Source organism: Nocardia puris, assembly GCF_003315035.1.
Lineage (GTDB): Bacteria > Actinomycetota > Actinomycetes > Mycobacteriales > Mycobacteriaceae > Nocardia > Nocardia puris.
The window spans coordinates 23,891-48,934 of the sequence record NZ_QNRE01000004.1 but is presented as its reverse complement, the minus strand read 5'-3'; the positions used below and the strand labels follow the sequence as shown (position 1 = coordinate 48,934).

General features: G+C 65.3%; 34 protein-coding genes and 1 pseudogene. 27 read left to right on the top strand and 8 right to left on the bottom strand.

Going from position 1 to position 25,044, the window contains the following annotated elements; genetic code table 11:
• The first annotated feature begins 243 nt into the window (after window positions 1-243).
• The 13 genes and pseudogenes from DFR74_RS13335 (at window position 244) to DFR74_RS13285 (ending at window position 8,460) form a co-directional block, all read left to right on the top strand.
• Entirely contained in the window at window positions 244-1,200 is a 957-nt protein-coding gene (locus DFR74_RS13335; RefSeq protein ID WP_170160753.1) for a YqaJ viral recombinase family nuclease, read from the top strand.
• Window positions 1,197-1,610, top strand: a complete 414-nt coding sequence (locus DFR74_RS37095; protein ID WP_084537329.1) for an SLOG family protein — start codon at window positions 1,197-1,199, stop codon at window positions 1,608-1,610. The genes DFR74_RS13335 and DFR74_RS37095 overlap by 4 nt, the downstream gene beginning before the upstream one ends.
• 42 nt (window positions 1,611-1,652) lie before the next feature.
• The gene (locus tag DFR74_RS13325) at window positions 1,653-2,426 is read left to right on the top strand and encodes a RecT family recombinase (RefSeq protein WP_147265819.1); all 774 of its coding nucleotides are present in this window, start codon (window positions 1,653-1,655) and stop codon (window positions 2,424-2,426) included.
• A gap of 39 nt (window positions 2,427-2,465) precedes the next feature.
• Window positions 2,466-3,299, top strand: coding sequence for a hypothetical protein (locus DFR74_RS35380; RefSeq protein ID WP_147265818.1), 834 nt, complete (start codon window positions 2,466-2,468; stop codon window positions 3,297-3,299).
• Window positions 3,300-3,340: 41 nt separating this feature from the next.
• Window positions 3,341-3,808: a hypothetical protein gene (locus tag DFR74_RS13320; protein WP_067503640.1), complete on the top strand. Its 468-nt coding sequence runs from the start codon at window positions 3,341-3,343 to the stop codon at window positions 3,806-3,808.
• Window positions 3,777-4,352 carry an NUMOD4 motif-containing HNH endonuclease gene (locus DFR74_RS13315; RefSeq protein ID WP_084537330.1) on the top strand — a complete coding sequence of 192 codons (576 nt, stop codon included), beginning with the start codon at window positions 3,777-3,779 and terminating at the stop codon, window positions 4,350-4,352. The genes DFR74_RS13320 and DFR74_RS13315 overlap by 32 nt, the downstream gene beginning before the upstream one ends.
• Window positions 4,349-4,930 carry a hypothetical protein gene (locus DFR74_RS35935; RefSeq protein ID WP_067503642.1) on the top strand — a complete coding sequence of 194 codons (582 nt, stop codon included), beginning with the start codon at window positions 4,349-4,351 and terminating at the stop codon, window positions 4,928-4,930. Before DFR74_RS13315 ends, DFR74_RS35935 begins: the two co-directional genes overlap by 4 nt.
• 10 nt (window positions 4,931-4,940) lie before the next feature.
• Window positions 4,941-6,467, top strand: coding sequence for a DnaB-like helicase C-terminal domain-containing protein (locus DFR74_RS13310; RefSeq protein WP_067503645.1), 1,527 nt, complete (start codon window positions 4,941-4,943; stop codon window positions 6,465-6,467).
• Between the two features lie 218 nt (window positions 6,468-6,685).
• A pseudogene (locus DFR74_RS13305) lies at window positions 6,686-7,060 on the top strand (single-stranded DNA-binding protein); the annotation flags it as partial.
• A gap of 76 nt (window positions 7,061-7,136) precedes the next feature.
• Window positions 7,137-7,580 carry a hypothetical protein gene (locus tag DFR74_RS13300; protein ID WP_067503648.1) on the top strand — a complete coding sequence of 148 codons (444 nt, stop codon included), beginning with the start codon at window positions 7,137-7,139 and terminating at the stop codon, window positions 7,578-7,580.
• Window positions 7,581-7,646: 66 nt separating this feature from the next.
• A complete protein-coding gene (locus DFR74_RS13295) occupies window positions 7,647-7,931 on the top strand; it encodes a WhiB family transcriptional regulator (RefSeq protein ID WP_084537332.1) in 285 nt (94 codons plus the stop codon).
• 101 nt (window positions 7,932-8,032) lie between these two features.
• The gene (locus tag DFR74_RS13290; protein ID WP_147265817.1) at window positions 8,033-8,227 is read left to right on the top strand and encodes a hypothetical protein; all 195 of its coding nucleotides are present in this window, start codon (window positions 8,033-8,035) and stop codon (window positions 8,225-8,227) included.
• Window positions 8,224-8,460, top strand: a complete 237-nt coding sequence (locus DFR74_RS13285) for a hypothetical protein (protein WP_067503654.1) — start codon at window positions 8,224-8,226, stop codon at window positions 8,458-8,460. Before DFR74_RS13290 ends, DFR74_RS13285 begins: the two co-directional genes overlap by 4 nt.
• 113 nt (window positions 8,461-8,573) lie before the next feature.
• Here the strand turns inward: DFR74_RS13285 and DFR74_RS13280 are convergent, their stop codons facing one another.
• Window positions 8,574-9,479 (bottom strand): hypothetical protein, encoded by a 906-nt coding sequence (locus DFR74_RS13280; protein ID WP_170160752.1) that lies wholly within the window; start codon window positions 9,477-9,479, stop codon window positions 8,574-8,576.
• Here DFR74_RS13280 and DFR74_RS13275 point away from each other — a divergent pair.
• Together DFR74_RS13275 and DFR74_RS13270 are read left to right on the top strand one after the other, a co-directional pair.
• On the top strand, window positions 9,478-10,509 hold the full coding sequence (locus DFR74_RS13275) for a DUF4145 domain-containing protein (RefSeq protein ID WP_067503659.1): 1,032 nt from the start codon (window positions 9,478-9,480) through the stop codon (window positions 10,507-10,509). The two genes, DFR74_RS13280 and DFR74_RS13275, sit on opposite strands and share 2 nt — an antisense overlap.
• 448 nt (window positions 10,510-10,957) lie before the next feature.
• Window positions 10,958-11,677, top strand: coding sequence for a 2'-5' RNA ligase family protein (locus DFR74_RS13270; protein ID WP_147265815.1), 720 nt, complete (start codon window positions 10,958-10,960; stop codon window positions 11,675-11,677).
• Window positions 11,678-11,738: 61 nt separating this feature from the next.
• Here the strand turns inward: DFR74_RS13270 and DFR74_RS13265 are convergent, their stop codons facing one another.
• The 5 genes from DFR74_RS13265 to DFR74_RS13245 form a co-directional block, all read right to left on the bottom strand.
• On the bottom strand, window positions 11,739-12,389 hold the full coding sequence (locus DFR74_RS13265) for a hypothetical protein (protein ID WP_067503662.1): 651 nt from the start codon (window positions 12,387-12,389) through the stop codon (window positions 11,739-11,741).
• Between the two features lie 68 nt (window positions 12,390-12,457).
• Window positions 12,458-12,949, bottom strand: a complete 492-nt coding sequence (locus DFR74_RS13260; RefSeq protein ID WP_067503665.1) for an NUDIX hydrolase — start codon at window positions 12,947-12,949, stop codon at window positions 12,458-12,460.
• An 18-nt stretch (window positions 12,950-12,967) separates the two neighbouring features.
• Window positions 12,968-13,771: an endonuclease/exonuclease/phosphatase family protein gene (locus DFR74_RS13255; RefSeq protein ID WP_067503668.1), complete on the bottom strand. Its 804-nt coding sequence runs from the start codon at window positions 13,769-13,771 to the stop codon at window positions 12,968-12,970.
• Window positions 13,768-14,388 (bottom strand): dTMP kinase, encoded by a 621-nt coding sequence (gene tmk / locus DFR74_RS13250; protein WP_067503672.1) that lies wholly within the window; start codon window positions 14,386-14,388, stop codon window positions 13,768-13,770. The genes DFR74_RS13255 and tmk overlap by 4 nt, the downstream gene beginning before the upstream one ends.
• On the bottom strand, window positions 14,385-15,491 hold the full coding sequence (locus tag DFR74_RS13245; RefSeq protein ID WP_084537335.1) for a radical SAM protein: 1,107 nt from the start codon (window positions 15,489-15,491) through the stop codon (window positions 14,385-14,387). Before DFR74_RS13245 ends, tmk begins: the two co-directional genes overlap by 4 nt.
• 146 nt (window positions 15,492-15,637) lie before the next feature.
• On the opposite strand from DFR74_RS13245, the gene DFR74_RS13240 reads away from it, so the two are divergent.
• A complete protein-coding gene (locus DFR74_RS13240) occupies window positions 15,638-16,675 on the top strand; it encodes a LysR family transcriptional regulator (protein WP_067503674.1) in 1,038 nt (345 codons plus the stop codon).
• On the opposite strand, the gene DFR74_RS13235 is transcribed toward DFR74_RS13240, so the two are convergent.
• Both DFR74_RS13235 and DFR74_RS13230 read right to left on the bottom strand, forming a co-directional pair.
• Window positions 16,672-17,253 (bottom strand): GNAT family N-acetyltransferase, encoded by a 582-nt coding sequence (locus DFR74_RS13235; RefSeq protein ID WP_067503677.1) that lies wholly within the window; start codon window positions 17,251-17,253, stop codon window positions 16,672-16,674. The two genes, DFR74_RS13240 and DFR74_RS13235, sit on opposite strands and share 4 nt — an antisense overlap.
• Window positions 17,246-18,532 (bottom strand): helix-turn-helix domain-containing protein, encoded by a 1,287-nt coding sequence (locus DFR74_RS13230; protein ID WP_084537336.1) that lies wholly within the window; start codon window positions 18,530-18,532, stop codon window positions 17,246-17,248. Before DFR74_RS13230 ends, DFR74_RS13235 begins: the two co-directional genes overlap by 8 nt.
• 596 nt (window positions 18,533-19,128) lie before the next feature.
• On the opposite strand from DFR74_RS13230, the gene DFR74_RS13225 reads away from it, so the two are divergent.
• The 11 genes from DFR74_RS13225 (at window position 19,129) to DFR74_RS35375 (ending at window position 25,012) form a co-directional block, all read left to right on the top strand.
• Window positions 19,129-19,668 carry a hypothetical protein gene (locus tag DFR74_RS13225; RefSeq protein WP_147265813.1) on the top strand — a complete coding sequence of 180 codons (540 nt, stop codon included), beginning with the start codon at window positions 19,129-19,131 and terminating at the stop codon, window positions 19,666-19,668.
• Window positions 19,665-20,207 carry a hypothetical protein gene (locus tag DFR74_RS13220; RefSeq protein ID WP_147265812.1) on the top strand — a complete coding sequence of 181 codons (543 nt, stop codon included), beginning with the start codon at window positions 19,665-19,667 and terminating at the stop codon, window positions 20,205-20,207. The genes DFR74_RS13225 and DFR74_RS13220 overlap by 4 nt, the downstream gene beginning before the upstream one ends.
• The gene (locus DFR74_RS13215) at window positions 20,204-21,268 is read left to right on the top strand and encodes a hypothetical protein (protein WP_067503689.1); all 1,065 of its coding nucleotides are present in this window, start codon (window positions 20,204-20,206) and stop codon (window positions 21,266-21,268) included. Before DFR74_RS13220 ends, DFR74_RS13215 begins: the two co-directional genes overlap by 4 nt.
• Before the next feature lie 140 nt (window positions 21,269-21,408).
• Window positions 21,409-21,681: a hypothetical protein gene (locus DFR74_RS13210; protein WP_067503692.1), complete on the top strand. Its 273-nt coding sequence runs from the start codon at window positions 21,409-21,411 to the stop codon at window positions 21,679-21,681.
• A 34-nt stretch (window positions 21,682-21,715) separates the two neighbouring features.
• Window positions 21,716-22,330 carry a Scr1 family TA system antitoxin-like transcriptional regulator gene (locus DFR74_RS13205; RefSeq protein WP_067503695.1) on the top strand — a complete coding sequence of 205 codons (615 nt, stop codon included), beginning with the start codon at window positions 21,716-21,718 and terminating at the stop codon, window positions 22,328-22,330.
• A gap of 173 nt (window positions 22,331-22,503) precedes the next feature.
• Complete coding sequence (locus tag DFR74_RS13200) at window positions 22,504-22,752, top strand: cold-shock protein (protein WP_439955898.1); 249 nt, start codon at window positions 22,504-22,506, stop codon at window positions 22,750-22,752.
• Window positions 22,749-22,985, top strand: a complete 237-nt coding sequence (locus tag DFR74_RS13195; RefSeq protein WP_170160751.1) for a cold-shock protein — start codon at window positions 22,749-22,751, stop codon at window positions 22,983-22,985. The genes DFR74_RS13200 and DFR74_RS13195 overlap by 4 nt, the downstream gene beginning before the upstream one ends.
• A gap of 108 nt (window positions 22,986-23,093) precedes the next feature.
• A complete protein-coding gene (locus DFR74_RS13190) occupies window positions 23,094-23,357 on the top strand; it encodes a hypothetical protein (protein WP_113975100.1) in 264 nt (87 codons plus the stop codon).
• 158 nt (window positions 23,358-23,515) lie between these two features.
• Window positions 23,516-23,839, top strand: coding sequence for a hypothetical protein (locus DFR74_RS13185; protein WP_157115792.1), 324 nt, complete (start codon window positions 23,516-23,518; stop codon window positions 23,837-23,839).
• A complete protein-coding gene (locus tag DFR74_RS13180) occupies window positions 23,829-24,461 on the top strand; it encodes a hypothetical protein (protein ID WP_067503709.1) in 633 nt (210 codons plus the stop codon). The genes DFR74_RS13185 and DFR74_RS13180 overlap by 11 nt, the downstream gene beginning before the upstream one ends.
• A complete protein-coding gene (locus DFR74_RS35375) occupies window positions 24,458-25,012 on the top strand; it encodes a hypothetical protein (RefSeq protein ID WP_147265810.1) in 555 nt (184 codons plus the stop codon). Before DFR74_RS13180 ends, DFR74_RS35375 begins: the two co-directional genes overlap by 4 nt.
• The last annotated feature ends 32 nt before the right edge of the window (window positions 25,013-25,044 follow it).

Genomic DNA, 25,044 nt, shown 5'->3' with positions numbered 1-25,044 from the left:
GGGCGACTATATCAAGTTTGACTTGTGTACGTTTAAATCGGGCGCGGAGTTGGTGGCGTAACAAGATCTGTATCCCTTGCGTTACAAAGGTTTGTTACGCGCCGTGCCAGCTCTCCCAAAAGGGAGGGGCCAGCGGAAACGTGCCTCTAGTTGTCGATCTCACGTCCAGCCGCGAGTGTGGCACTGGTATGGAACCGGTTCACCTGCGCTGGTGCCGGACCTTTATACGCAAGGAGGCAAATTTTGTTCTTGGCTGACTTTTCGGGTATCGAGAACGCAGTCTTCGTCGGCGAATTCGAAGCGGGTTCCGAGAGCTGGCACGAGGCTCGCGCAAATGGGATCGGCGGCAGTGAAATTGCTGCCGTTGTGGGTCTTTCGCCGTGGGAGAGTCGCTATTCTCTGTGGCATCGGAAAAAAGGGCGTCTGCGTCCTGTGCGGGTGTCGGAGCCGATGCGATGGGGCACGCTCCTGGAGCCGGTGATTGCCGCTGAGTACGCTCAGCACCACCTGCCGCCCGGCTGCACGATGACGACGGGGGGCACTTTTCGACATCGACACCGTGCGTACCAGATCGCGAATCCCGACGGACTGATCTGGTCAGAGGCCGGGGACCTGGTCGACGGGGTCGAGATCAAGGTGGTCGGTGAGGACCACCACGAGAAGTGGCCGAGGGCTGGCAGCGATGCGATTCCGATCTACTACAGATGCCAGATCGCGTGGTACTGCGACGTACTCGACCTCGACAGCATGGTGCTGCGCGTTCTGATCGGCGGCCACGATGCCCGCTCCTACCGCGTCCGACCGACTCTTTCGGATCGGGAATATCTGCGCGCTGAGGGCGAGCAATTCTGGCGCGATCTTGCCGACGACGTCCCGCCGAACCTGGATTCGCACACCGAGACGTACCGGGCGCTGCGTGAGCTGCATCCCGACATCGACAGGTCGAACATCGTCGATGTGCCGTTCGACCTGGCGCAGCGCTGGTGGGCCGCGCAGGCGGCCGTCGACCGCGCGGGTGACGAATTCTCGTCAGTGCGGTCGGAGCTGGCCGACCTGATGGGGACCGCGTGGAAGGCGCGCTGTGGTGATGCGCCGGTGGCGTACCGCGTACGGCCGTGGACCTCCGACGGTGACCCCTACGTTAGATCCGCGCCGCGGCCGGTCGCCGGTACCAGCATTGTCGAGGCGGTCGCGGCATGAGCCAGCGCATCCTGGTCACCGGCTCTCGGAACTGGGACGATGTCGCGACGATCCATCGCGTGCTGGGCACCTGGTGGCAGGATGCGGGCCGCCCGCAGGGCGTGGAACTCGTGCATGGCGCGTGTCCCTATGGTGGCGCGGACCTCATCGCCGCGCGGTTCTGGCTGGAGTCCGAACGTCCCGTGCGGGCGGTGCCCATGCATCGTCGCGCTTGTGATTCGGCTTGCCGACACTCTCCTCGGCGTGGGGGTTGCCCTCGGGCGGGTCCCGACCGCAACCAGCGAATGGTGGATCTTGGGCATCTCCACGCGTTCGCATTTCCCTTGCCCGGTTCGCGGGGCACCCGTGACTGCATTGCGCGGATCGTGGCCGCCGGAATTCCGCTGACCATCACGGAGTCTGCCGCTTAGCAGATCCGACCGACCGTCCATCACAACTCAATAGGGAGCACAGTGGCCGAATCGATTTCGTCTGAGGTGGCGCGTCAGGCATCTCCGCTGGCAGTAGTCGCGCGATACAGGTCCGAACTGGCGGGGTCCCTGCCGGCGGCGGTGCGGCATGACGTGGACCGCTGGCTGATGGTGGCCGAGATGGCTGTGCGCCGGAGTCCGGACCTGATGGAGATCGTGCGCCGCGACCAGGGGGCGTCCCTGATGCGTGCGCTGATCGAGTGCGCCCGGCTCGGGCACGAGCCAGGGAGCCCCGAGTTCTATCTGATCCCGCGTGGCGGAATCGTGTCCGGGGAGGAGTCCTACCGCGGGATTATCAAGCGAATTCTCAACTCCGGGGAGTACCAGCGCGTGGTGGCGCGCGTCGTGCACGAGCGCGACCGGTTTTCGTTCGACCCGCGCATCGATGAGATCCCGGATCATCGTCCCGCAGAAGGTGAGCGGGGTGCGCCCGCGCGCGCGTACGCGTTCGCTGTTCGGTGGGACGGCACGCCGTCGACCGTCGGCGAGGCGACGCCGGAGCGCATCATCGCGGCGAAAGCGAAAGCGCGCGGGGTGGATCGCAAGGATTCGCCTTGGAATTCCCCGACGGGCGTCATGTATCGCAAGACGGCGATCAGGGAGCTGGCTTCCTACGTGCACACCTCGGCCGAGCCTCGCCCCCGGCCCGCCGCCCCGACTGAGCCCCCTGCGGTCGACGAAGTGAGCACCGTCTACGACGCCGAGGTGATCGACGAAGTGGACGTGCTTGATATCACCGCCGAGCCGACCGCCTGATGTTCCAGAGAGCCAGAATGAATTGCAGAACTCTGGTGGGTGAACGTGCCCGCTGATCCTCGCGAATACATCACCATCGCACTCGATTTCCCCGATCATCCCAAATTCGCGGCCTGGTCCGACTCGGCGCGGTTCAAACTGATCCGGCTGTGGACGTACTGCGCGCGACACCACACCGACGGCTTCGTGCCGACCTCGATTCTCCACCAGATCTGTCGCAAAAATGTTGTGGACTTGCTGCGAGCTACCGACGGAGTCGTGTTCCTCGAAGACGGCACTGGGCTTGTTTTCACCGACTACACGCAGCATCAGCGTAGCCGGGCGGAGGTGGCTGCCAGCCGGGATCGCGCCAGGTCGGCGGGTGTGCGGTCCGGAGAATCCCGCCGGCGGCGTACGCGGGAACGGCCGAAGGTCGCAGCGCCTGACACGCTGGTCGGCCGCCGAACAGAAGAAGAGCAAGAAGAAGATTACGAGAGCTATCCCCCCAACCCCCCTGCCGCGGAGGACATCTCGTTCGAGCGGTGGTGGGACTGCTACCCTCGCAAGGTCGGCAAACCCGCCGCCCGGAAAGCGTTCCATGCTGCGGTGCGGAAAGTTGAAAGCGGAGAATTGCTCGCTCGCACTGAGCAATTCGCTTCTGATCCGAATCTGCCGACGGGCGCTGACGCGAGGTTCATCCCGCACCCGGCGACATGGCTGAATCAAGAGCGATGGAACGACCCTCCGCAACCCGCGCGTCACCGCACCGCCGGAGCGAAATCGGCCGGGGAACGCGCCAGCGCCGCAATACGAATCGGGGAGGATTTGCGCCGAGCAATTCCGTCCGAGCCGCAGGCTGCCGAGCTTCCTCCGCCATTGGAGCTGTCGGCGTGACTTCAGATCAGGCGATGCAAGCGGCGAGTCGCGCATATGCCGTGGCCGCCGCGCTGGACCCGCGGATTCCCGACCCGGACCCCGCGAGGCTGGCGGCTTGGGCCGCTGTTCTCGACGGCCAGGATGTATCAGCGGACGATGCGGTCGAGGCCGTGAAGGTGCACTACCGCCGGGCCAACGCGTTCCCGGTCCTTCCGGGAGACATCATCGTTGCGGTCGGGGCGATGCCACCGAACTTCTCGCAGGCGCGTCTGCGGAGTTTCATCGTGCGCTGGTCGGCGTACCCGTACTCCGGCCAGATCCAGCGAGTGACCGGGATGTACTGGGAACCAACGTATCCCACACCCGAAGGTACCCACGGCGATCCGGTTGCCGAGCGTGATTTCCACGTCGCCGAATTGCAGAGCTGGGTACGGGAGCACTGGACAGAGCTGATGCGTGCAGGCATGGCGCGCGAGATCCCGAAGGAACTCGACTATGCGCATCCCGAACGCCGAGAGCTGGCGTGACCTGCCCGGCTGGGAAGGGCTGTATCAGGCGTCTGACCACGGACGCATCAGGTCATTGGATCGAATCATCAAGCACCCAAGAGGAAACCGGCGGCGCGGCGGAGTAGTTCTCAGGCCGTTTCTGGCAGGCGGCTACGAGAAGGTCTACCTGTGTCGCGACGGCACGCGGACCGCGGCGTTCGTGCACGCGCTCGTTGCCGCGACCTTCGTCGGCCCTCGTCCGCCCGGACATGAAGTCTGCCACCAAAACGGGCATCGGCGCGACAACCGGGCCAGCAACCTCCGATTCGGAACGCCGTCAGACAACGCGCTCGATCGCGTCAGGCACGGAACGCACAACGAGGCAGCGAAGACCCAGTGTCCTCGCGGGCACCGCCTGATTCCGGTCAACCTGCGCTCGGATCAAGTGCGTAAGGGCAAACGGACCTGCCTGGCCTGCGACCGGGCGCGCAGTCGCCTTCGCCGTCAGGCTCCCTCGCCCGCACGACTCCAAGCGGTCAGCGACGAAATCTACCGCGACATCACGGAAAGGAATGCCGCGTGACCGGCAAGAACTCGCGGTCGTGGTGTGACATCGCCCCGGCCGATGCGGTCGACATCACGCTGCCGTACCCCGGCATCGACGGCCCGCACGGTGAGGACGGTCAGCCGTGCCCGTGGCCCTGGGAGCCGCAGCAGTTCTCGGGCGCGCCGATCGGTCAGTACCGTTGCTCGTACTGCGGATCTATGGTGTTGGCCGGCGCTGCGCACATCGACTACCGCTCCGATGGCAGCACCGGCGGCCTTCGGGCCGAGCTGCGCTCAGCCGAACCCGCACTGCCTCAGCAGTTTCTGCGCAAGAGCACCAGCGCGGCGGTGGACGCGATTCAGCTCCACGACGATCCTGATCACGTCGCCTCCGTCGCGGCCTGGATCACTTCCTCGGGCGGGGAGGTCGACGAGCCCTTCCTGCCCGACGCCGATCACGTGCTGTGTGTGCGCTCCGGCACGGAGCGGAGGTGGGCGCGGCTCGGCGACTGGATCGTCCGCGACGGTCGGCGAATCGTCGCGATGGAGCGGACCGAGTTTGAATCCCTCCACACCCCGCTCGTGGCCGGATCGCGCGACGAGCCTCCGCTGTAGAGGCAGCGAAATGGCTAACGGCACAACAGCATACGATCTACTGCTCACCCGACTGCGCGAGCACGGATGCACGGTCGTCGATCGCGGCGACCACGGCGCAGCGTCGACTCCGGGCCACAGCCCGGCTGACCGCGGCACCACGTTCCGGCGGACCGCGGATGGCGTTCTCGTGTGGGTGCACAACGGCGACCGCGACGACGTCCTCGCGCAGATCGGCCTCACGATGGCCGATCTGTTCGACGCCGAGCGCACCGAGTATCAGTACAGCGACGGTCGTCGCGTCACCCGCTATTACGAAGAGGGACGGAAGCGATTCGCCCAGTCCGGCAACAAGGCTGGCGTCAGTCTCTTCGCCGTCGAGCATCTGCCCGCCGATCCGGAACTTCCGGTGCACGTTGTCGAGGGGGAGAAGGACGTGGCCGCGATCGTCGCCGTCGGCGGGTACGCGGTGTCGCCGCCACAGGGGTCGAGCACGCCCCCGACAAGGTTCGATTGGACACCCTTATACGGCCGCTCCGTGGTCGTGGTGCGCGATATGGACGATGTCGGTCTCGCGCATGCGCTTCGTGTGGCCGACCTGTTGGCCAGCCACGCCGACGTGTCGATCGTCGAGCCCGCTGCCGGTGCGGATGCGGCCGACCATATCGCCTCCGGCCACTCGCTCGACGATTTCGTGGAGTTGCGGGTGCCTCCGCCGGACGGTGTGCGCAGTTACGCGGACGCCGTCGCGGACTGGTGGGGGTGGCAGACCGCGCCGCCGACCCAGCACCGTGTGGTCCCGACCCCCTGGGAGTCCCTGAACGAAGTGATCTCGGGCGGGCTGCACCCGCGCAGGACGTACGTGTTCGCCGGGCGGCCCGGGTCCGGCAAGACCATCTCCGTGTTGAACGTGGCGCAGCACGTCGCCGAGCAGCATCGTGCTCCGACTCTGATCTGCTCGCTGGAGATGCCTGAACTGGAGATGGCATCCCGACTGGTCGCCGCCGGAGCCGGGGCTGACTACGGCCAGATCACCAGTCGTACGTTGAACGAAACTCACCGCCGGCGCGTCGAGATCTACTTGCGGTCCGGGCGCGTCGCCGACACCGAACTGTGGCTGCTCGACCACGCGAGTATGACGATCGAGCAGATTCGTGCGGTGGCGGAGCGGATGAAGGACTCGGTTGGGTTGGACCTGTTGGCGATCGACCATATCGGACTTGTGAAACCGTCGCGGTCCGGCGTGACACGCCGGGAGGTGGTCGCGCACGCGTCATGGTCATGCACGGTGATGGCGAAAGAGCTTGATATTCCGGTAATTATCGCGTCCCAGCTCAACCGTGGCCCGGAACAAGACGGAAAACGTCCTGCGCCGTCTGACCTGAAAGAATCGGGCGATCTGGAGCAGAATGCCGATGTCGTTGCGCTCCTGCACCACCCTCGGTTTGAAGGTCTTCCCACCGGAGATGTCGAGATCATTCTCGGAAAGAATAGGACCGGTCCGTCGCCGACGATCGTTACCCTGCCATGGCGTGGACATTTGGCACGGATTGGCTGACGTCGGACGAACCTCCCGCGAGGCAGCGCCGAATTATGTTGCTGCTGTTGTTGTTCAAGCGCTACTCTTGCTGAGGAACGTCCGCTGCGACGTGGCCCGCGTGATCTGAAACGTGGTGGCTGAATCTATCCGAATTGGGGTGTGCCGCCCCGCCGTGGCGTTCAAGCTTCGGCGGGGCGGCAAGTGGCCCTACATCGTCGACGAGGACATATCTGCACGTGGCTGGCGATACGGTCATCACCATCATAGGGAATCTGACCGCCGATCCCGAGATTCGATTTCTCCCCAATGGGCAGGCGGTGGCGAACTTCACCGTCGCTTCCACACCCCGTGTGTTCGACCGTAATACTAATGAATGGAAAGACGGCGAAGCGCTTTTCCTGCGCTGCAACATCTGGCGGGAAGCCGCGGAGAACGTCGCCGAGAGCCTGACCCGCGGGTCTCGCGTCATCGTGCAGGGACGACTCAAGCAGCGCTCCTACGAAACCCGTGAGGGTGAGAAGCGCACGGTCGTCGAAGTCGAGGTCGACGAGGTGGGTCCCTCGCTGCGCTACGCCAGCGCGCGCGTGACGAAGGCGTCGCGAGGTGGGGGAATCCAGGCCGAAGCCGAAGCCGCTCGGCCCTTCTGAGATCGAAATCCATTATTTCACAACTGAATAGAGACTGACTGTGGCAACTTTGCTCGAGGCGACCATTGCCGACCAGCGAGAGGGCGGCGCTACTTTCGTGGTATCTGAGGCCGACGACCGAGGCGAGCGCTACTTCGTCCGGACCGATTCCCACGACTGGGACTACGACGCATTCGTCAACGCGCGGCGGGCGGCGGTGATCGAGCTGCCCGACGCGGAACGATCCCCGCTGGGCGGCACCTGGTACCCGAAGGGCTCGGAAGGTCGCGGAATTCGAATCGCCACCGACCAGGTCGACGACCTGATCGCCGTCGGCGCGCTCGCCATGGCGATCAAGCTCCAGCTTTCCGCGCCACCGACGCTGACCGAGGATCTGACTGCGATTCTGACCAACCCGCGAACCCAGGACCCGGCGATCGACGCGGCCATCGAGCGCGTGCGCACCGCGTGGGCCGCGGGCCGGATCACCCTCACCGGTAAGTGAACTCGGCAACTGCCCCCTCGGTGCAGCTCCGCCACGTAGGGCGGGACAGGGTGACGAGAGGCACGGATGGGTGTTGACCGCGACTGGATGGTGGCAGCGAAGTGCCGTGGCTCGACAGGGGATAACCTCCGGGCGTGGGAGGCCGACAACCGCGGGGGCGACGGTAACGCGGTTGTTGACGCATGCCGCGGGTGCACGGTGATGCGCGAGTGCGCACGCTACGGACTGGCGACCGGCCCCGGCGGAATGGTGTGGGCCGGCGTTCCGGTCCCGGAGATGCCCCACACCAGCTACTACGCCCGCGCGATCGCCCGCCTGAACGCCATCGCCAACTCCGGCCCCGCGCAGTAGCCGACACCGGCAATCGGGCTAGGCATCGAAATTCGTTGTGATGAAACAGATTTGGAGGCAAGTGTGGGAACCTACCTGGTCGGGTCGTGGATGGCGGCCCCGTGATTGCCCTGCTCTACCTGGGCGTCGGGGTCGCCCTCGCCGCGGCGTACCTGGCAATCTCCTGGAGAGACGCCCAGGACTCCCCGCCCGATTCGCCGACCAATCTCGGCGGCGCACTCGTCCTGCTCCTGGCCTGGCCCGTTATCGCCGTCGCCGCGCTCGGACTCTGGATCTGGTACGAGGTGACCGAATGACGGTCATCTCCATGCGGATCTTCGGGTACGAACTGCTCCACCTCGAGGTCACCGCTTCCGCGTCCGCGCGCGTTGAGCCCGCCGACGAGATCGAGGACGGCATTTCCTACTCCTGCGGGCACTGCGACGAACTGCTCGTCACGGGCCTCGCGCAGCCGCTCTCTCAAACCGACGAGTCCGACCTGCTCGCCGCCCATGTCTGCCCGGCCGCTGAGCCGGACCCCGTCATCTGATTCCAGGCCGGGCGGATCGGCGTGACGGTGCCCTGTGGTTCAGATGCCGAACGCGAGCTGACACCCGCGATGCTCGCGCCACGATGGCCGTTCGCGCTGCTGCTGTCTGCGAGTCACCACGGACGCTTCATGCCGCGAGGCAGCGGGAAGGCGTCCTCGACAAGATCGACAGCGATCTCGAGCATGCGCTGCGACTCCGCTTCGGTGACGCGTCCCCACCCGGGATTCAGATGGACCTCTCGGTTCCGGACCTTCAAGAAGGCGGGTGTGAAGTCGTGGGCTAGCGGATATCCGCTGTCCCGAAGCAGAGTCGCGACGTTGCCGAGCGTCCGTTTGTCCCTGGGAATTCGAACGCCCCGCCTGTCAAGTAGGGCCTTGATCGCCATCTCCGCGGCGCTGCCGCACTCGATCACAGCTCTACGTGTTTGAACGACTCGATGCAGGGCGCGAGCATCACGCAGCAGCGTCCATGCCAGTGGGACGGGTTCGTTCTCGCCTGCCAGTGCGCAGCAGTGTTCGAGAACGTCCGTGGTGGCGTCGAGCTGGGCGAGCGGATACGTGTGCGGAAACGGCCGATAGACCGGAGCCGGTACCAGGGTTTCCCCTTCCCGCTCCATCAAGCAGGTTCGATTGCTGGCCTGCTGCGGCGGCCGGAAACCGACGGGGGTGAGGTGCTGGCCGGTGAGGACGTCGAGCCACGACAGGAAGTGCAGTGCCCACTCGTTCATCGTGTCGCCGACAACTTGCGGATCAGGGACAGTCGCTGTGAAGCCGATGCGGTTGACGACCACCATGGTCGGAGAATCTGTGCGGAACCCCCACGCCATCGTGTCCAGGTCGAACTTGCCGAGGAGCGCAGCCGGCTGAATCAGTGGCAGGGCGATGTCCGAGATCGGCGGACCAGGCATATGTACGGTCACCGGCATGCCGTTCAGCGCGGACGCGAAGCTCATCCCGAGTGCGTCGCGCACGCACCGCACACCTCCGGGGATGTTCTCCTGCCATTCGATCTCTGCCATGCAGTGCCTTCCGCCCTTCGCAACCCTGGACGACATCTATTGCCGCGATGCGCCGGTCGATCAACATATCTGGGATCGCTCCAGCATCTACCAGGATGGGTCGTCGCCGAAACTCTGCGACGAGTTCGCCGCTCAGCTTGAGCGGTCTGCACTGGCGGTCGATGTGCACGGGCCAACGATCGAAGCGAACGCCTTGTCGCACTTCCCCAGTCGTTCCCGCGTAGCTGACCTCCGCGGCACAGGGAAGTCAATCTGCTCGCTCGACGGAGCACGGTGGTTCATGCTCTACGGCATGCAGCAGAACATTCGCAAACTGGCACACCCTATTCGGATAGGCGACTGGCCGCACCTGGTGTGTCCGGTCTGCGGAGTAGGTGGACTCGGAGTCGGAAACTTCGCCCACGAGCACGAGACGGGCGTGAAAAGTCATGATGAAGACCCGACAGATCTCCGCGGGCGCTTCTCCCTACAGCTGGTGTGCGGTCGTGCGTCGTGCCAATCCTGGGTCATTCTCACCGGCGACTACACCACTGACTTTGAGCCTGTTACCGACACGTTCATCGACGTGTGGCCGATGCTGCGGGTGCGGACAATCTATCCACCGATCCCGGTCATGGACCTGCCCGAAGGTCTCCCCGAGTCCGTACGGAAGGCCATAGTCCGCGCCTCGGCCCTCATATGGCTGGACCCACTCGCGTTCGCGGCAGCGCTGCGGTCCGCGGTCGAGTGTTTGATGGACGAGCAAGGAGTTCTCGTTCGGCACACCGGAGGCCGAGCCCGACTCCATGACCGGCTGGAAACGTTCAGGCAAGCACAGCCCGTGGCTGGAGAGCTATTGCTGGCCGTGAAGTGGGTTGGAAACACCGGTGCACACGAAACGGCGTCGTTCACGGTGGACGACGCTCTGGAAGCTGCGGAGATGGTCGAAGTCGCGCTCGGGGTCGTTTACGCCAAGGACAACTCGGCACTTCTCGCTCGCGCAGCCGCGATCAACGCCGCCAGGAGGCCCGTCCCCAGGCCCACAGGATAGACTCGAATGTATGTTCGAAGAGTGGCCCAGTTCTTTCGAGAGGCGGTTACGGCACGAGCTTGACCCGCCAGTTCCGGTTGTGGTGGACCTGGCGGTCGCAATACCCACGCCCGGGGGGCGATTCAGGGACTCGCTCCCCCTGGCGGTCACCCAGGGAGGACTGCAAGTGTCGGACCGGGTTCCGGGCATGCTTCTTGCGTGGGCGCGCACCACAACCGGCGCGTGGATCGGCCTGGTTGAAGCGGTCATCGTCACCGGATCGCGACAAGGTCGTGTGCCGATCCGCCAGTGGTGTTCGGCCGCCGCGCTCGAGCCGCGAAACCGAGCTTGACGAGTGCCTAACCGGTTGGCCACTTGCCCGCGGCATCCACTCGCCCAGCGCAGTGGAACTAGGGTCCTCGCCCACGGCTGCAACGTATTTCGCGGATATACCAGGTAGTTTCGGGCCATGCGAAACATTGCCCACGCAGAACCTACGCCGCCCGGCCCGCGCCCTCATGTCTGGATCACGTCGCCGTTCGGGCCGGTGGTGACAGACCGTGTTCTGGGCAAGGGCGTACTCCCTGGTGACCAGATTCCCTGTTCGCTCGACGACTGGCACCCCACGTGGCGTGCGTTCGTGCGACCGTTGATTACGACGGACCACCATCTGACGCTGGCTTGGCTGGACGTGCCTTCCTCGGAGCTGGCCGTCACGATGGGTGGGTCGGCATGCCGGCGCATCGCTTCGAGTTTGTGGACCAGGTTGGAGGACTTTCCTCCAGTTACGTTGACCCTCACCGGGCTGGTTGTGTCCGACCATGACATCCGGCTGACCGTGCGTCGTACGCCGGAGCTGGATCAGCTGGCTGACGTGGCCGTCGCCACGCTCCATGATCGCTTTGGACCGGATGCTCCAGTGCGGGGTGGCCCGGCGTCGGACTGGTCACCTCACATCACCGTCGCCCATGGCTTCGACGACGTGGAGACCACGAGCGGCCCCCTGGCCTTACCATCGAATTGCGAAGACCGTTCTACCAAGGTGGTTTTCGTGAGAGTGGGTGATCACGACCCCTGGGCGGATGATGCCGTCAGCCGCCTGCTCTGGAACGAGCACGACGTGCCTGTCGACCAGTCGCGGTATCGCGCACGCAACGGCGGACGGCTCCCGGCTGCTCCTTGGCAGTGAACGCCGGGCGAGGCTGCTGAGCCGAAGGCCGGTGTATGTCGGGGTGGCGGGCTGCGAGAGGCTATCCACGCTCCCTTCCCAGCGGGATCGGGTCGGATACCGGCGTCCAGGAGAAGGCTTTGGTCGCGTTGTCGGCGCGCACATCGACAAGCTGCACGTATGCGATTTCGATTGGGGCGAGTAGAGAGTCTGCCGCTTTGTACAGGCGACGGTTCCATGGGTCGCTGTCCACAATTTCTCCGTCGGGGGCCGTGCAGAAGTGCGTCGTGAGATGGGGGCGCGGCTGAGTCCAGGTGGATGCGGCATCACCGCGTAACGTCCGAATCGCCTTCCGCACCTGGTCTTGGACGAGGACCAATGGTGAGGCCGGGCTGATGTACATCTTCGCACCCGTGCCGCCCGCTACGGTCGGGCCGACGGTACCGCGGAAAATCGGCACATCGGCCAGGGCGTCGCTAATCGCGACCGCAAGCTCGGCACGCTCCGAATTCGGTATTCGATCCGCTGTCACGCCAGCGACCACGTCGATAGTGACGTGGACGTGTTCGTCTCGCACGGCGACCACCGGGGCACCGTCCATGGCCTGACGTGCCGCTCGCAGTAGCTCCGCCAGCTCGATGTGTTTATCCAGGTCCACGAGCGCGTAGACCTGCACGACACCCCGGCCCTGCGGCCACACTGATGACCCGAACTGGAACTTCTGACCGTACATTGATGTCCCTACTTTCTACTTGGGTGGTCGAACGCCGTCCTCGAGCGTCCCCGGCTCGGCCCTGGTGCTCAGTCGTGCAGGGTCAGCGGATATTCGAGGCGACCGGCGATCAGGTCGGCATGGAGTTCGGCAAGGTTGGCTGGTAGAACTTTGTCGCGGGTGGCCGCGAGTTCGTCGTGTGCCCACCAGCGCCATCCGAGGAGTCCGGACTGCTCGTTGGCGCTGTGGCGCGGCGCGAGCGCGGGGGCGGTTTCAGTGGCGCGGGCGAGGAAGACGGCGTCGATGCGGTGATGACGACGGCCTCGGTAGGTGAACCGGCTTTCGCGGTCCCACAGGTGAATGCCGATGTCGCCCAAGGCGATACCCGTTTCTTCTGCGAGTTCGCGGCGTGCGGCGTCGCGGGCGGCCTCGCCGGGATCGCACCCGCCTCCAGGCAGCTCCCACCAGCGGTGGTCGGGGTCGTCGGGGTCTTTGGCGTGGATGAGCAGTACTCGGTCGTCGGCGTCGAGGAGCAGGACGCGCGCACCGAGTCGGGGCGAGGGGGTGTTGGTCGCTGGCATTGGTCCTTCGGGGGACGGTCAGAACAAGGTGTGGGGTTCGCCTGCGGCGGCCGGGTCGGAGGTTACCAATCTGGCCGCGGGTTCGACCGCCAGCCGCGCCGCCAGTGCGGAGTGGTCGGTGAGGCGATCCAGCCGGGGGGCGTGCAGGTAATTGCACTCGAGCAAAGTCGCGGTGAGATCCCGGCTCATGTGAAGGTGGTCGTAGCGGTAGCCGTCTCCGGTGCGTCCGACCCAGGAGTACTCGGTGAGGTCGGGGTGAAGCGCGCGAAAGGCGTCGTCCAGGCCGCCGTCGGTGGTGATGCGGCGGTAGAAGTCGTATTCGAAGTCGGCGAAGAACCTGTACCGCGGATCGTGGTCAGGCTCGAGGACGTTCAGATCCCCGATGAATGCGGTCGGGCCGGAGCGGGTGGTGAGGCCGGTCAGGCAGGCATGCAGCCACTTCCGCTTGCGGGCGGTCTTCTCTGCGCTGGCATCGCGGGATGGAACGTACGCTCCGATGATTTCGATCCGGCCGTGCGAGGTCTCGATGACAACTCCCAAGGCACGGGCGGGAAGGTAGCCGATCCTGTCGCCGAAGTCGCTGGCGTTCGTCGGCAGTCGGCTGATAACCATCACGCCGTAGTCTCCGGCGTCGGGGACTGGATAGTGGACGTCGAAGCCTGCGGCGGTGAAGGTGTCGGCGATGAGTCGGCACCCGGTGCTGCCCTTGGTTTCCGTCAACACGATCACGTCGTCGTCGCGTCCGGCAAGCCAGTGGATTTGACGTTCAGCACGCTGCGGCGACGGGTTCTGGATGTTGAGCGTCAGCAGGCTCAGGGTCATGCCGATGTTCTCCGAGTGTGAAGATGCAGGATGTGGTCGACCAGCATGGCGGCGATGTTCTCACAGCTGCGGCGGGTGGTGTCGACTTCCGCAATAGGCCAGCCTTTCCGTCGAAGGTCGGCCGCCACGGTGGCAAACAGTTCGGATTCAGTGCGGCTGGAACCGGGCTGCTGCTCATAGCGGCTGTGCGCACCGCGAAGAGCGAGGCGGTGCTCGAGGACGGGCACTTCGGCGCGGAGCAAGATCGCGAGATCCGGGGTCCAGATGCCGCGGTGTAGGTGCCATATGACGTCGCTGTCGATGCCGTCAATCCCGCCTTGCAGCACCAATGACGAGGGCAGGAACCGATCGCACAGCACGATGCGGCCGGCCGTGATCGCCGGCTCGATCTCGGTCACCAGCTGGTGGTGGCGATCTCCGGCGATCAGGCACGCCATCGCCATGCCGCGGTAGGTGTGCGTCCCGGCACGTAACTGGTCACCGAGGGGTGTGCGTGTGGGCGAGCATGTGGTCACCGGAGCAATTCCACGGCGAGTCAGGGCGTCGGCTACCGCTCTGATCAGGGTCGACTTCCCCGCCGCGCCGGGGCCGTCGAAGGTGACGAACACCCCTGTCATCGCACCGTCAGCGGCAGCAGCCGCCGTTCGTCGGTGGTGACCGGGCACACTTCGGCGTCCACTGCCCCGATTCGCTGTCCGCTGGCGATGACCGCGGCCGGGCACCCCTTTCCGCATGTGTCAGCCACTCCGCAGCTTGTGCATGTCGTGTTCGCGCCCATGCGGAGCCTGGTCATCGGGTAGTCGTCGAGCCGAGCGGCGATGTCGGCGTCTTCGAAGATGTTGCCGACTATGAATTCTGACGGATCATGTTGGGACTGAGGCGTTTTCGCCGCGAAGGTCAGATAAGGGCAGACGGTCACCTCCCCTGGAGTGAACACGTAAATGATCGTGCCCGCTTCGCACCCTGCCAGGGGCAGGCCCTCGCCGTTCGGGAAGCGGATGTGCACGACATCGAGCCCGGCGTCCGCGAACGGCACGGTGATGTCCTGGATGTGGGCCATCCTGTCCTCGGTGGCGGCCAGCACGCGCTTACTCTTCACTCCACGGCCCATCGAGCCGAGAGGATTCATCAGGACGTACTCTGCGCCGTTCTGGACGGCGAACTCGCACAGCTGCCGGTATTCATCGTCTTCCGCCAGCGAGTTCGGTGTGCAGAGCAGCCCTTGCAGAAGACCTGCACGGGCAAGGGATTTGGTGGTTTCGACAGTGGTGAAGAAGCTGCCGCGGTCTCCTCGGAATCGACCGTGCGAGTCGGGCGCGAAACCATCGAGAGAGACGTTGGCGTGCACGCCGCCGATCGTGACGAGGTCGGCGATGTCCTGTTCGGTGAGTGTTGTCGCATTCGTGCAGATGCCGACGTCCATCGCGGCGGCGCGGAACCCGCGCACAACCTCGAGAAACTGAGGGTGGATCGTCGGTTCGCCGCCAGTCAGGGTGACCCGCTCTACGCGGGCGGACGCCAGGCGTGGGATCAGCTTGTTCATCACTTCGTCGATGTCCATCCACCCGCCTTGCTTCGTTGCCGAGACAAAGCAGTGTGCGCAGTGCAAGTTGCAGCGTTCGTCGATCTGCACCAGCGCTTTTCGTTTTCCTTTGCTGGTCGAGGTGCGGAAGTAGCACGACGAGGCCCGGCCTTGGCCGGTGAGGCTGAGCGTTCCCATGCTCAGATGTTCCTGCTTCCCTCTGCGCGCGGCGCTGGAATCCGGTAGAACATTTTCGGAACCTTCTGGCGGGAAGTGTCCCCACTTCCCGCCAAGAAACTCGCTCGAACATCATCCCGCCGAAAGGCCGTCGAAAGGCCGTACCGATGTCCGGATCAGCAGGTGCGACAGAGGGATTCGCAGCTATTCGTGACTGCCCCGCGCCGCTGCTCGACCTCACGTTCGACCAGATGCGCACCCTCGTGGCTGTTCACCAGACAGGCTCTCCACTGGCCGCGGCGCGGCTGCTGAACAGAGAGCACTCCTCGGTCCGCAAGCAGATCGCCACACTCAACCGCAGCTTCGCCCTGCTGTGCGGCGAAGTGCTGTGCGTTAAGCAGGGCCGCGGGCGGGACTATCTGTTCACGCCTACCGGCGAAGCGGTTGCGGCGCGTAGCCGTGGCATGCTCGTCGATTGGCAGGCGGTGATCACCGCGCGCCGCCGCAAACTCGGCTCGAGTATTACGGTGGCCACGACGGAGTTCACCGTGGATTTCCTCGCCAAGGCGTGGCCGCTGGTGGCCGAGGAGTTCACGCGGCGCGAGATCGAGGTGAACATCGTTCACACGCGCACTCGCGCATTCTGGGAGAGGCTGGACGGCGCGGATGTCGACCTCGTGTGCGGTTCCGTGCCCGTGTCAGCTGCGACCGACCCAATCTTCGCCGCGTACGACGTCATCGAGTGGCACCGAGAAAAGCTGGTGCTCATAACCAACCTCGGAGATCGCGAGCTTCCCGTCGGCGCGGTGAGCCAGAGCCGGCTGACTGAGATACCGATCCTGGCACCAACGACCGGAACAGCCGGCCTCATCTCGGAGTTCCTGCGTCGCTGGTACGGGCCGGATTTCGCCACCCACCTCAACATCGTCGCCGAGGTCGACAGTGTCTACTACGGGCTCGCGCTGCTGCGGTCCGGACTCACGCGCGGTGCGCTTCTCTGCCCTCACAACACTGCCGAAGCTGCCCTCGAAGGGCGACCGTCTGGGGCCCACCCCCTGCGGCTGGTCCCGCTTACGGGCGACTTTCACCCGCCTCTGCACCTGCTAGCAGGGGTTTTCGCGCGCAAGCTCGAGCGCGACCTCTACGACGACGCGCACCCTCTCAACCTGCTCTGGGACGCCTTCGCGCAGTCGTCGCGCTCTTAGCCGTCCGCGGCGATCTCGTCTGCGTTCGCGCGCGTGCTCAGGTCGCGGATCAACACGTCGAAAGTCGGCGCATTCTCCCAGCTGGGACGCAGCGTTCCGACGCGATGCCACCCCCAGCGGCGGTATGCAGCGTACGCGAGCTGATTGTCCGGATCGACCAGTAACGTGGCGCGCTGCTCGGGGCGCGTCCGCAACAGTTCGTCGTGCAGCGAACGACCCAGTCCGCGACCGGTATGTGAGGCGCAGACCATGACCTCCGACAGCGCGAACGTCCGCGAACCGTCCTCCTGAACAAATGTTGGATCTGGTGTATCGAGGGCCAGACCTTCCCACCATCGGGACGTCTGGCGGAGGGGCCACCCCCACGACTGTCCGACCGGTTCGCCAGCAATGAAGGCGACGACGAGGTCGAACCCGGCTGCGTTGGTGTAGTTATCGAACCGTTGCATGAACTGGACGGGTGAGTCGAAGGGGTCTCCGGACGCAATTGCGTCAACGTATGAGCGCCGGTACACGTCCTGGACCACATCGCGAATGCCGCGTGCCGCGATGTTATCGAAGCGGCGGAATTCAGGCATGGACATGCCCTTTCGACCGCGCTAGCGCATCGAATCGCTCAACGAACTCGTCCATACCTGCCCACGAGCCAGCGGCGGTGCGGACAGGGTTCAGCGATTTCAGTGTGCGTGTCGATGCGATTTCAGCTTCGAGATCTGCCAGGACGGACGTTGCCTCATGGACCGCTCGCGGCGTGTCTCCAGTGCGGGCAAGAGCCGCCGAAAACCAGGCGCGGGCGTGCGCCGAGTTGCGGGGGCGGGCAGGTTCGCGCGCCGACACCTCGTACAGCGCGAGTGCTCGGGCGCTGTTGCCGGTATCAGCCCACCCCCGGGCCTCGTGGCCACGAAGTTCAGCGTGTGTGACGAACCGGAGCCACGTTTGGCACTCCTCAAGGGGCTCGTGACTCGCTGCCTCGTCCATTTCCCGCCACGCGACAGCCATCGCTCGCTGAAATGCCTGACCATCCCCATTCACGCCGTGAGCGGCGGCCTCTCGCACCGAGATCAATGCTTGAATTCGGCCGGGCGGCCGTCGGCGCATCAGATCGGCGGCGCGCCGCACTAGAGCGAGCGCGTAGGACGGCGACGCCTCGCCGGTCCTCGCAAGTCCGATGGTCTGTAGCGACGCGTTGAGGAGGGCGTGCACGGTGAGATCGTCGTCCTCGGAGCACGCCGCCAGCGAAAGAGCATCGGAGTAGCAGCGGCGTGCAAGGGCGTGCTGGGCACCGTCGTACGCGAGCCATCCCGTGATGATCGCCAGGTTGCCCACTGCCGACATCCACGCCTTAGCCGTACGCCCATCGAACGCGGCGGTGTTGAGCAGCCCAAGAGAACGCTCGAGCGTGCGCCGGGCGTGCTCGACCAGATCCGCGCCACCGACCAGTTGGTCGATGGCGTCCAGGTCGATGGTAAGTGCGTTGAGCTTGTGTACGTCGTCCATGCTGATACGTGACGTGGCCGCGGTCGGAAGCGAAACCGCGGTGAACGCTGCTAGCTTCGCGAGGTCGCGGCGCTTCACGTCGTCCTCCTCTGCGGGTATCAGCGGATCAGGAGCGGTACCCGCGCTCGCCCCGACCGCCGACACGAATCGGCGCGCCTGTTCTGGAGTCAACGATGCCAGGCAACTATCCAAATCCGCAGCGCGGCTACCGCGCACTGGCCGCTCCGGGGTCGCATGCTGCTCCCATTTCCTGATGGTGGAGGTCGCCCACCCTATCAGTTCTGCAAACTGTTCCTGGGTCATTCGGAGCGCATCGCGAAGCGCACGCACTTCCGCCCCTGTCCACACTTCGACAATCATTCACCGCCCCTTACCCCGTACGGACCGGACCGTAGTAGAAGCGTAGCGGTTTCTGGTTAGTTCCGTGGCTGGGCTGATCGGCTCCCGTGGGCGAGTCTCGAAACAGGCGGTCCGATCCGGTCGTCCATCCTCGGCCCGGATGGGACTGCCTCACCAACCCAGCCGACAAAAGGGCTCATCGTGACTCACCTCGGCAGACCGCACATCTTGCCCGGCGTCGCACCAACTGGCGCGGCTTTGAGTGGAAACATATTGGTACACAACGGCTTAGCGTCGCGAACCCAGATCGCGGATTGGCACGTTGCCCGCCGAGGTCTGCGGCGTCGAGCGTGGGCGCGGCGGCGTGCGGCAGTTGAGCCGGACTCGAGGTGGTAGGCCGCGATGCCCGCCACCAGCCCTCGCCCAGACGAGCCGGACGTACATGTCCGGCTGGTCTGGGACGGGGCTGGTGACCCGCTCGTCCTGGACTACCGCGCGTGCGTATCCGCAGCCACGGCCTTTCTCGCGGATTGGACGCGCTCCCATTCCCCTCAGCTTCGACTGCTCCTGGTGGACGACGATCCGGCAGGGCTGCCACGAATGAAGTGCGAATACCTATGGAGTTCACCGTGTTGACACCTGCACCGCCGCCCGAGATCTGGTCGCGGAGAACCACTTACGAAGAAGTGTTCGGCTTGCGCGCCGGCGTGGACTCCCGCCGGTGGGTAATCACAGTTCCGGCGGGCCTCCGCAGCGGACTCGGGGTTGTCCGTATGCCCGCCGACGCGGGGCGCGATGTGCGAACGTGGCTGCATCAGAACGGCGTCCGCCCGCCGATCGTGGCGAACCTCGTAGCGGACACGGTCGCAGGACAGCCCGAGCGACGTGAGTGGTTGTTCCTGGCTGCCGCCTCGACTGCCGATGCGGCACTCCACTCGGCGTTCGCCGCCTTGCCGACGTTCGCGACCCGGCAGGTACGCCTGTTCCTGGCTGACAACGTTCTGCTGCCGACGCCGAGAGATCCGAGGCAGGTGTGGATCGATCCTCCGCGTGGGCGGTCGATGCCTCTCCTGGCCGCGCTCGCCGAGCACATTCGTGATGCACTCAAAGCGGTCGACCACGCATCCGCTTCGCTCGCGTCGCGGGCGGTGCGATGAGCGTCGAATTGCATTCCCGCAGTGTCGGTTTGAGTCAGTCGCTAACGCCGTGGTCCGAGATCGAGGAACGTCGCGCGACCTATCGGAGGATGGGGCTGGCGGCGGTTGTGGACCGCAAGTCGCGGTCGATAGTGATCCGAGGGGATCGATGCGCCGCCACCAGGATTGTGCGGATGCCGTCGAGGGTTGGTGCGTCGGTCCGATACGCGTTGATGGCCATGACCCCTCGGCCGCCGATCGTGTCGCAGCTGTTGATCGAGATGGGGGAACACCGACGGGAGTGGCGCGCACTCGCCGCGCACTCGCCGTTGGCCGCGGCCGGGTTCGATTCGGTTCTCGCAATACGTGGTGTGCATGTGTGCCCGCCGGTGTCGCACATCTTGCTGCCCACTCCCGGCGATCGCCGGCAGGTGTGGATCGAGCCCGTTACAGGAGACCTGCCGCAGCTGTCCGTGCTGCTCGACGCAATCCGAGAGGGCCTTTCCGTGAATTCAGTTCCGGACCTGCGTAACTCGAATGTCGTGGAGGCGGCGAAATGATCAGCGCGGCAGGAGATCCAGGCAGCCGTGGGGCAAGCGCCTTCCTCACCGAGGTCGACGGAATAGAAGTCGCGCTCGATCGCACCGGGCCCGTGCTGTCCGCGCTGGCGCTCTTGGACCTGTTCACCAACCCTGACGCGAAGGCGGACACCGGCCTGATGCGAGCTGCAAGGCACTTGTATGAGGTGTGCCGCTACGCCCACGCGAAGAATCCCGGTATCCGCCACCTGCGCGATTCCGATGACCTGGTGGGAATACACGTAGCTGCCGAACTGTGCAACTGGCACGTGCACGCGATCCTGGACGGCCGCGAGTATCCGCCGGAGACCCCGGTCGACGCTACAACATGGGGCGACTGGGCGATGCTGCTGGCGCTGGACACCTGCCTGTTCGCCGCCCGGGTCTCCGACGGAGCGATCACGCAGGACCACCAGGGCGAGTTCGCGCAGGCGGTCAGCCGGTTCGAGATCTACGTCCGCGGTTTGACGGAGGGGCTATTCCGACATCCGTCGCCGTTCGAGGCAGGACCGAGTCGAATCACGGCCGGTGTAATAGCCGAGCTTCGCGGACGTGTGACGCCGCCTGTAGAACATGCCGGTCGCCATCGTGATCAGTCGGGCGAGAGCGTCGGTCTGCTCAGCTTCGACCGCGCCGCCCAGCTGTGGCCTGACCTAGCGGTCGGGCAGCTCGCCGTCGTCCGTGTGTCCAGCGAAGTCGGCCGCCGGGCGGTCGCCCTCAAGCCTTGGCCAATGTTGCCGATCGTCTCGACTCCGCACGAGGAGTGGCTGTTCCTGGCTCAGATGCTGGCCGCGGAAGATCCCGAAGTCTTCCGTGCGCGGCTCGAACTGAGCGGTGCACCGCTGTACGTGAACCCCGACACGGCCGTGAGCGAACTGCTGGAGCAAACCTTGCCCGACGGGTTCCGGTGGGTGGTCGGGCCGGAGCAGACCCACCTCCCGCACGTCGGGGTGGTCATCGAGGTGGTGGCCGCCGCGGTCAGCCGCGTGCGGGAGGACCAGCTCGAGCGAGAGATGGGAGGTGATGTGCAGCCCTCTGGGTGAGATCCATCATCACGGTCCCGGCTCCCCTCCGGGGCCAGCCGAGTGTGCGGTCCGGCTCCCCTATGCGCCGGACCGCCCACTCGAGCGCGGTGTCCACCTGGATGCCGCGTCGAATCCCTACTGCTGTAACGGAGAACGGAATGGGAGTCGTCGAGATCGCCGTGGTGGTCGCGGCGGTGGTCGGTGTAGTGGGCGGCTGCTACGAGTGTGGGGCTAGCTGGATCAATCGAGACCTCGACGCGTTGCTGCCCGCGCTGCACGACCCGCGAAACTGCCCGCGATGCATCGGGCAGCGATGCCCGCCCGTTCCGGTCGCCGTGTACGTCGGCGGAGTTCGGTGGCTGACCTTCCCGCCGATCCCGACCTATTCGAAGTGGCGAGAGTCGCACGCCGACGCCGAAAACGCAGGCTGACTCGCGCCGTCTCAACAACACAAATAGGAGAATCATGTCTGCATCCACCACCGCGCCGGACCCGGTCTTCACCCCCTGGCGGGGCAACCCGTCCGATCAGTTGCAGCGCATCCGCCGAGACCTCGAGGTCGAGTCCAGCGTGATCCGCTGGTTCGAGCCGGACCTCGTGCCGGGGCTGCTCCAAACGCGGGACTACCTGCGCGAGGTGCTCGAGGCGGTAATCGGGTTCGTCGACGACGCGGCCGACGACGATGCCGTCACCGACGCGATCGCCGCCCGACTGGAGCGCCAGGAGCGCTGGCGTGAGGCAGCACCTTCGACGGCGTTCGTCATCGCGGAGTCCGCGCTCACCACGATCGTGGGGACGCCCGCCATCACGCGAGGGCAGTTGGAAGCGCTGCTGCTCCCGCTGCCGGAGCACGCGACCCTCGCCGTCGTGCCCAGGTCGACCCAGTTCCGTTTCACTGCGACCGGTTTCACGATCTTCGACGATCGCGAAGTCCGGGTCGAGACCATCACGGGCGGGATGCGCTTTGTGGGACCGGACGTCGCGGGGTATCAGAAGGCGTTCAACGCCCTGAGCGGCGACGCGGTCACCGGACCCGACGCGCACGCGCTCATTCGCGAAGCGATCGCCGTGCTGGGGTAGCCCGCAAGCCGTGTCCGCTTCCGTGCCCCTCCATCGGCTAGCGGACGCGTATCGAGCCGCGCCCCGTCCCCTCCCGGGCGGGGTGCGGCTCACCTCCCGGTGCTCAAGCTGGCCGGGCCGTCGAGACCACGAGACGAATTATCAGTCACACGAACACATTCCGAGGTATTGCGATGCCAGACGAAGCGCTGCTCACCGGCGCGGTGAAGTGGTTCCACCGGGACCGCGGATACGGGTTCATCACCCGCGACGACGGTGGACCCGACGTTTTCCTGCACTACTCGGCGCTGCCGGACTCTTGCCGGAACGCTTTCCGCCGCCGAATTGTCGATACAGCCCAGCGGGTCCAGTTCCGAGTGATTCAAGAGCGAAAAGGTCCGCTGGCGGCCGAGGTTCAGCTTCTTGCCGGAGGGACGAAGTGACGGAGCCAATCCGGATCAAGGGCGTTATCAAGTGGGTCAATCTCGACCTCGGTTATGGGTTCATCGCGGTTGACGACGGGGGCGACGTGTTTGTGCACCGGAAATTCCTGCCGAAACCTCTTGAACCCCAGGAAAACTACGAACTTCGGCCCGTCTACCTCCGTGTCAGAAACACTTCCAAGGGGCGGCAGGCATACGACGTCCTGATCGACGGGCCCGGAACTCATGGGTGACCTGGACGCCGATCTGGCGGATGCGGTGCGGCGCTGGATGATTGCGCGCGATATAGCGCTTCTCCACCGACACGGGCCCGCCGTGCTGTCGCAGTCGGCGGGGAGCCGATGATGCAGGCCGAACACACGCTGACTCCGGATACAGAGGAACGTTGCGGCGTGGTCGTGTGGTTCAACGCGGAAACTGGTTGGGGGATCGTCGAGGACGGGGACCTTCGAGCGATCGTCCGGCGGGATGGACTCGATCTCACCCGCCTCCGCCGTGGCACGACGCTGCAAACCGGGCAGCGGATCGCTTTCCGGGTCCGATTGCGCGGCAGCGATTTCGAAGCCCACGCCGTGGCAGACCCGGATCGTAGGCAGTCCGAGTGAGCGAAGGAGGCGTAGTGGGGGTGGTACTGCCGTTCCGCCGACAGCGCGTGACGCCGCGACTGGGGCAGTGGCTCGGCCGGCTGGACTCTCAGCACGGAGACCTGTGGCGACGGTGCCCCGAGCTGACGAAGCTGGGAGACCCCTTCACGGTGAGCGGCTTGGAAGTGCTGACCTGCGCGGCGTGGGACACGTTGGGGTGGGACGTATCTGCGGTCGCGAAACCAGAGCGCGAGTGGGTCGATCAGATCTGCTGGTTCGCGGGAGAGGTGTACCTCCGCGCACTCGGAGCGGCATGGGTGGACCTCGGCGGTACCTCGTTCGAGCCGACGATCCTGCACGCAAGCGGGCGGATCTCTGGCCTGTACGAGCATTTGGAGGACACCCTGCTCGAAGCCGACCCCGACTTCCCACTGCGAGGGGTCGGCGCGTTCGTTCGCACCTACCAACTCGAAGCTCTCCGAGCACTCGCGCATGACCAGTGAAGGGAGTTCGCCCATCAATCCGAACACCGGCTTCCGAAAGCCGAACATGGCGCTGTTCACCCGGGCATATCCGATCGATGCCGTACCACACCCAACCGAAGATCCTCTGGTCTGGTGGATTCCGTCGACGGAGGCCCGCCCCGGTGCGCGTTTGCCCGACGCATCGCTCATCATCGCGATCCTCAGCCGAGCGGTCAACCCGCCGCCGTCGCTGCTGTTACGGACCGTGCTCGAGTTCCTTCCGGTCCATGTGCGGCTGATCTACGAGCCCGACTATCAACGCCAGGGCAGCCGGGCCCTGCAAGTTCTGACGATGGTCGTCGATCGCGAAGCGGCGGGCCGAATCCGCGGCGTCGACCCCGAGCCGGCCGCTCCTCTGTGTCCATCGTCCTACGGCGACCACATCGCGCATTTCGTGCGGATCTACATCGATTTCATGGTCCACCAGCAGTTCTCCGACCTCGCAGGGCGTGCGCGAGACGTGATGTACCAGCAAATCCACACCGTGAACCGGCTCGCGGTCGACACGATGGCCGGACGGCTGCGATTGCCCCGCCACTCCACAGCGGCTCGCATCTGGCCACCCCGACTCACTGATACGCAAGGAGATTCGCAGTCATGATTCGGAGCGACTGGACCAACCGCATTCTCGCGTTCTCCGCCATTCTCGGTTGCGGCCTTACCGTCTGGGCGCTGTGGCCGTCCGCCCAACCCACGCCCGAGTCAGTGAGAACCCTTCCCGCACAGGCTGCCCCGAATGGCGCGGACCAGCTGCCCTCGCACGCGCCCCGCGGCTGTCCACACCTCGTCGACGGCGACACCGTGACAGGGAACGGCCCGGGAAGCACCGATGACGGACCGTCTGTCATCCTCGCATTCGAGTACGCCTATTTCACCCTGCGCGATGGGACCATTGCCCGAGACCTCGCTACGGAAGATGCAGTACTTCCCCCGGCCCACATGGTGCAGCGAGGTATCGATCACACTCCCGTGGTCGAGGCGTACTGCGTTCACATCACGCCGGCCGCCGCTCCGGGTGTCGAGTTCCAAACCTGGGCGGTGACCATCTCCGTCGACTCCCCCGGCGAACCGACGGCCACTCTGCGGCAGCAGATCACCACTCGCTCCCACGGCGGCCGTACGCTCATCGCGGGAATCAGAACCGACGGCTGAACAGCGTGTCGGACAATACGGACCGCCACAGC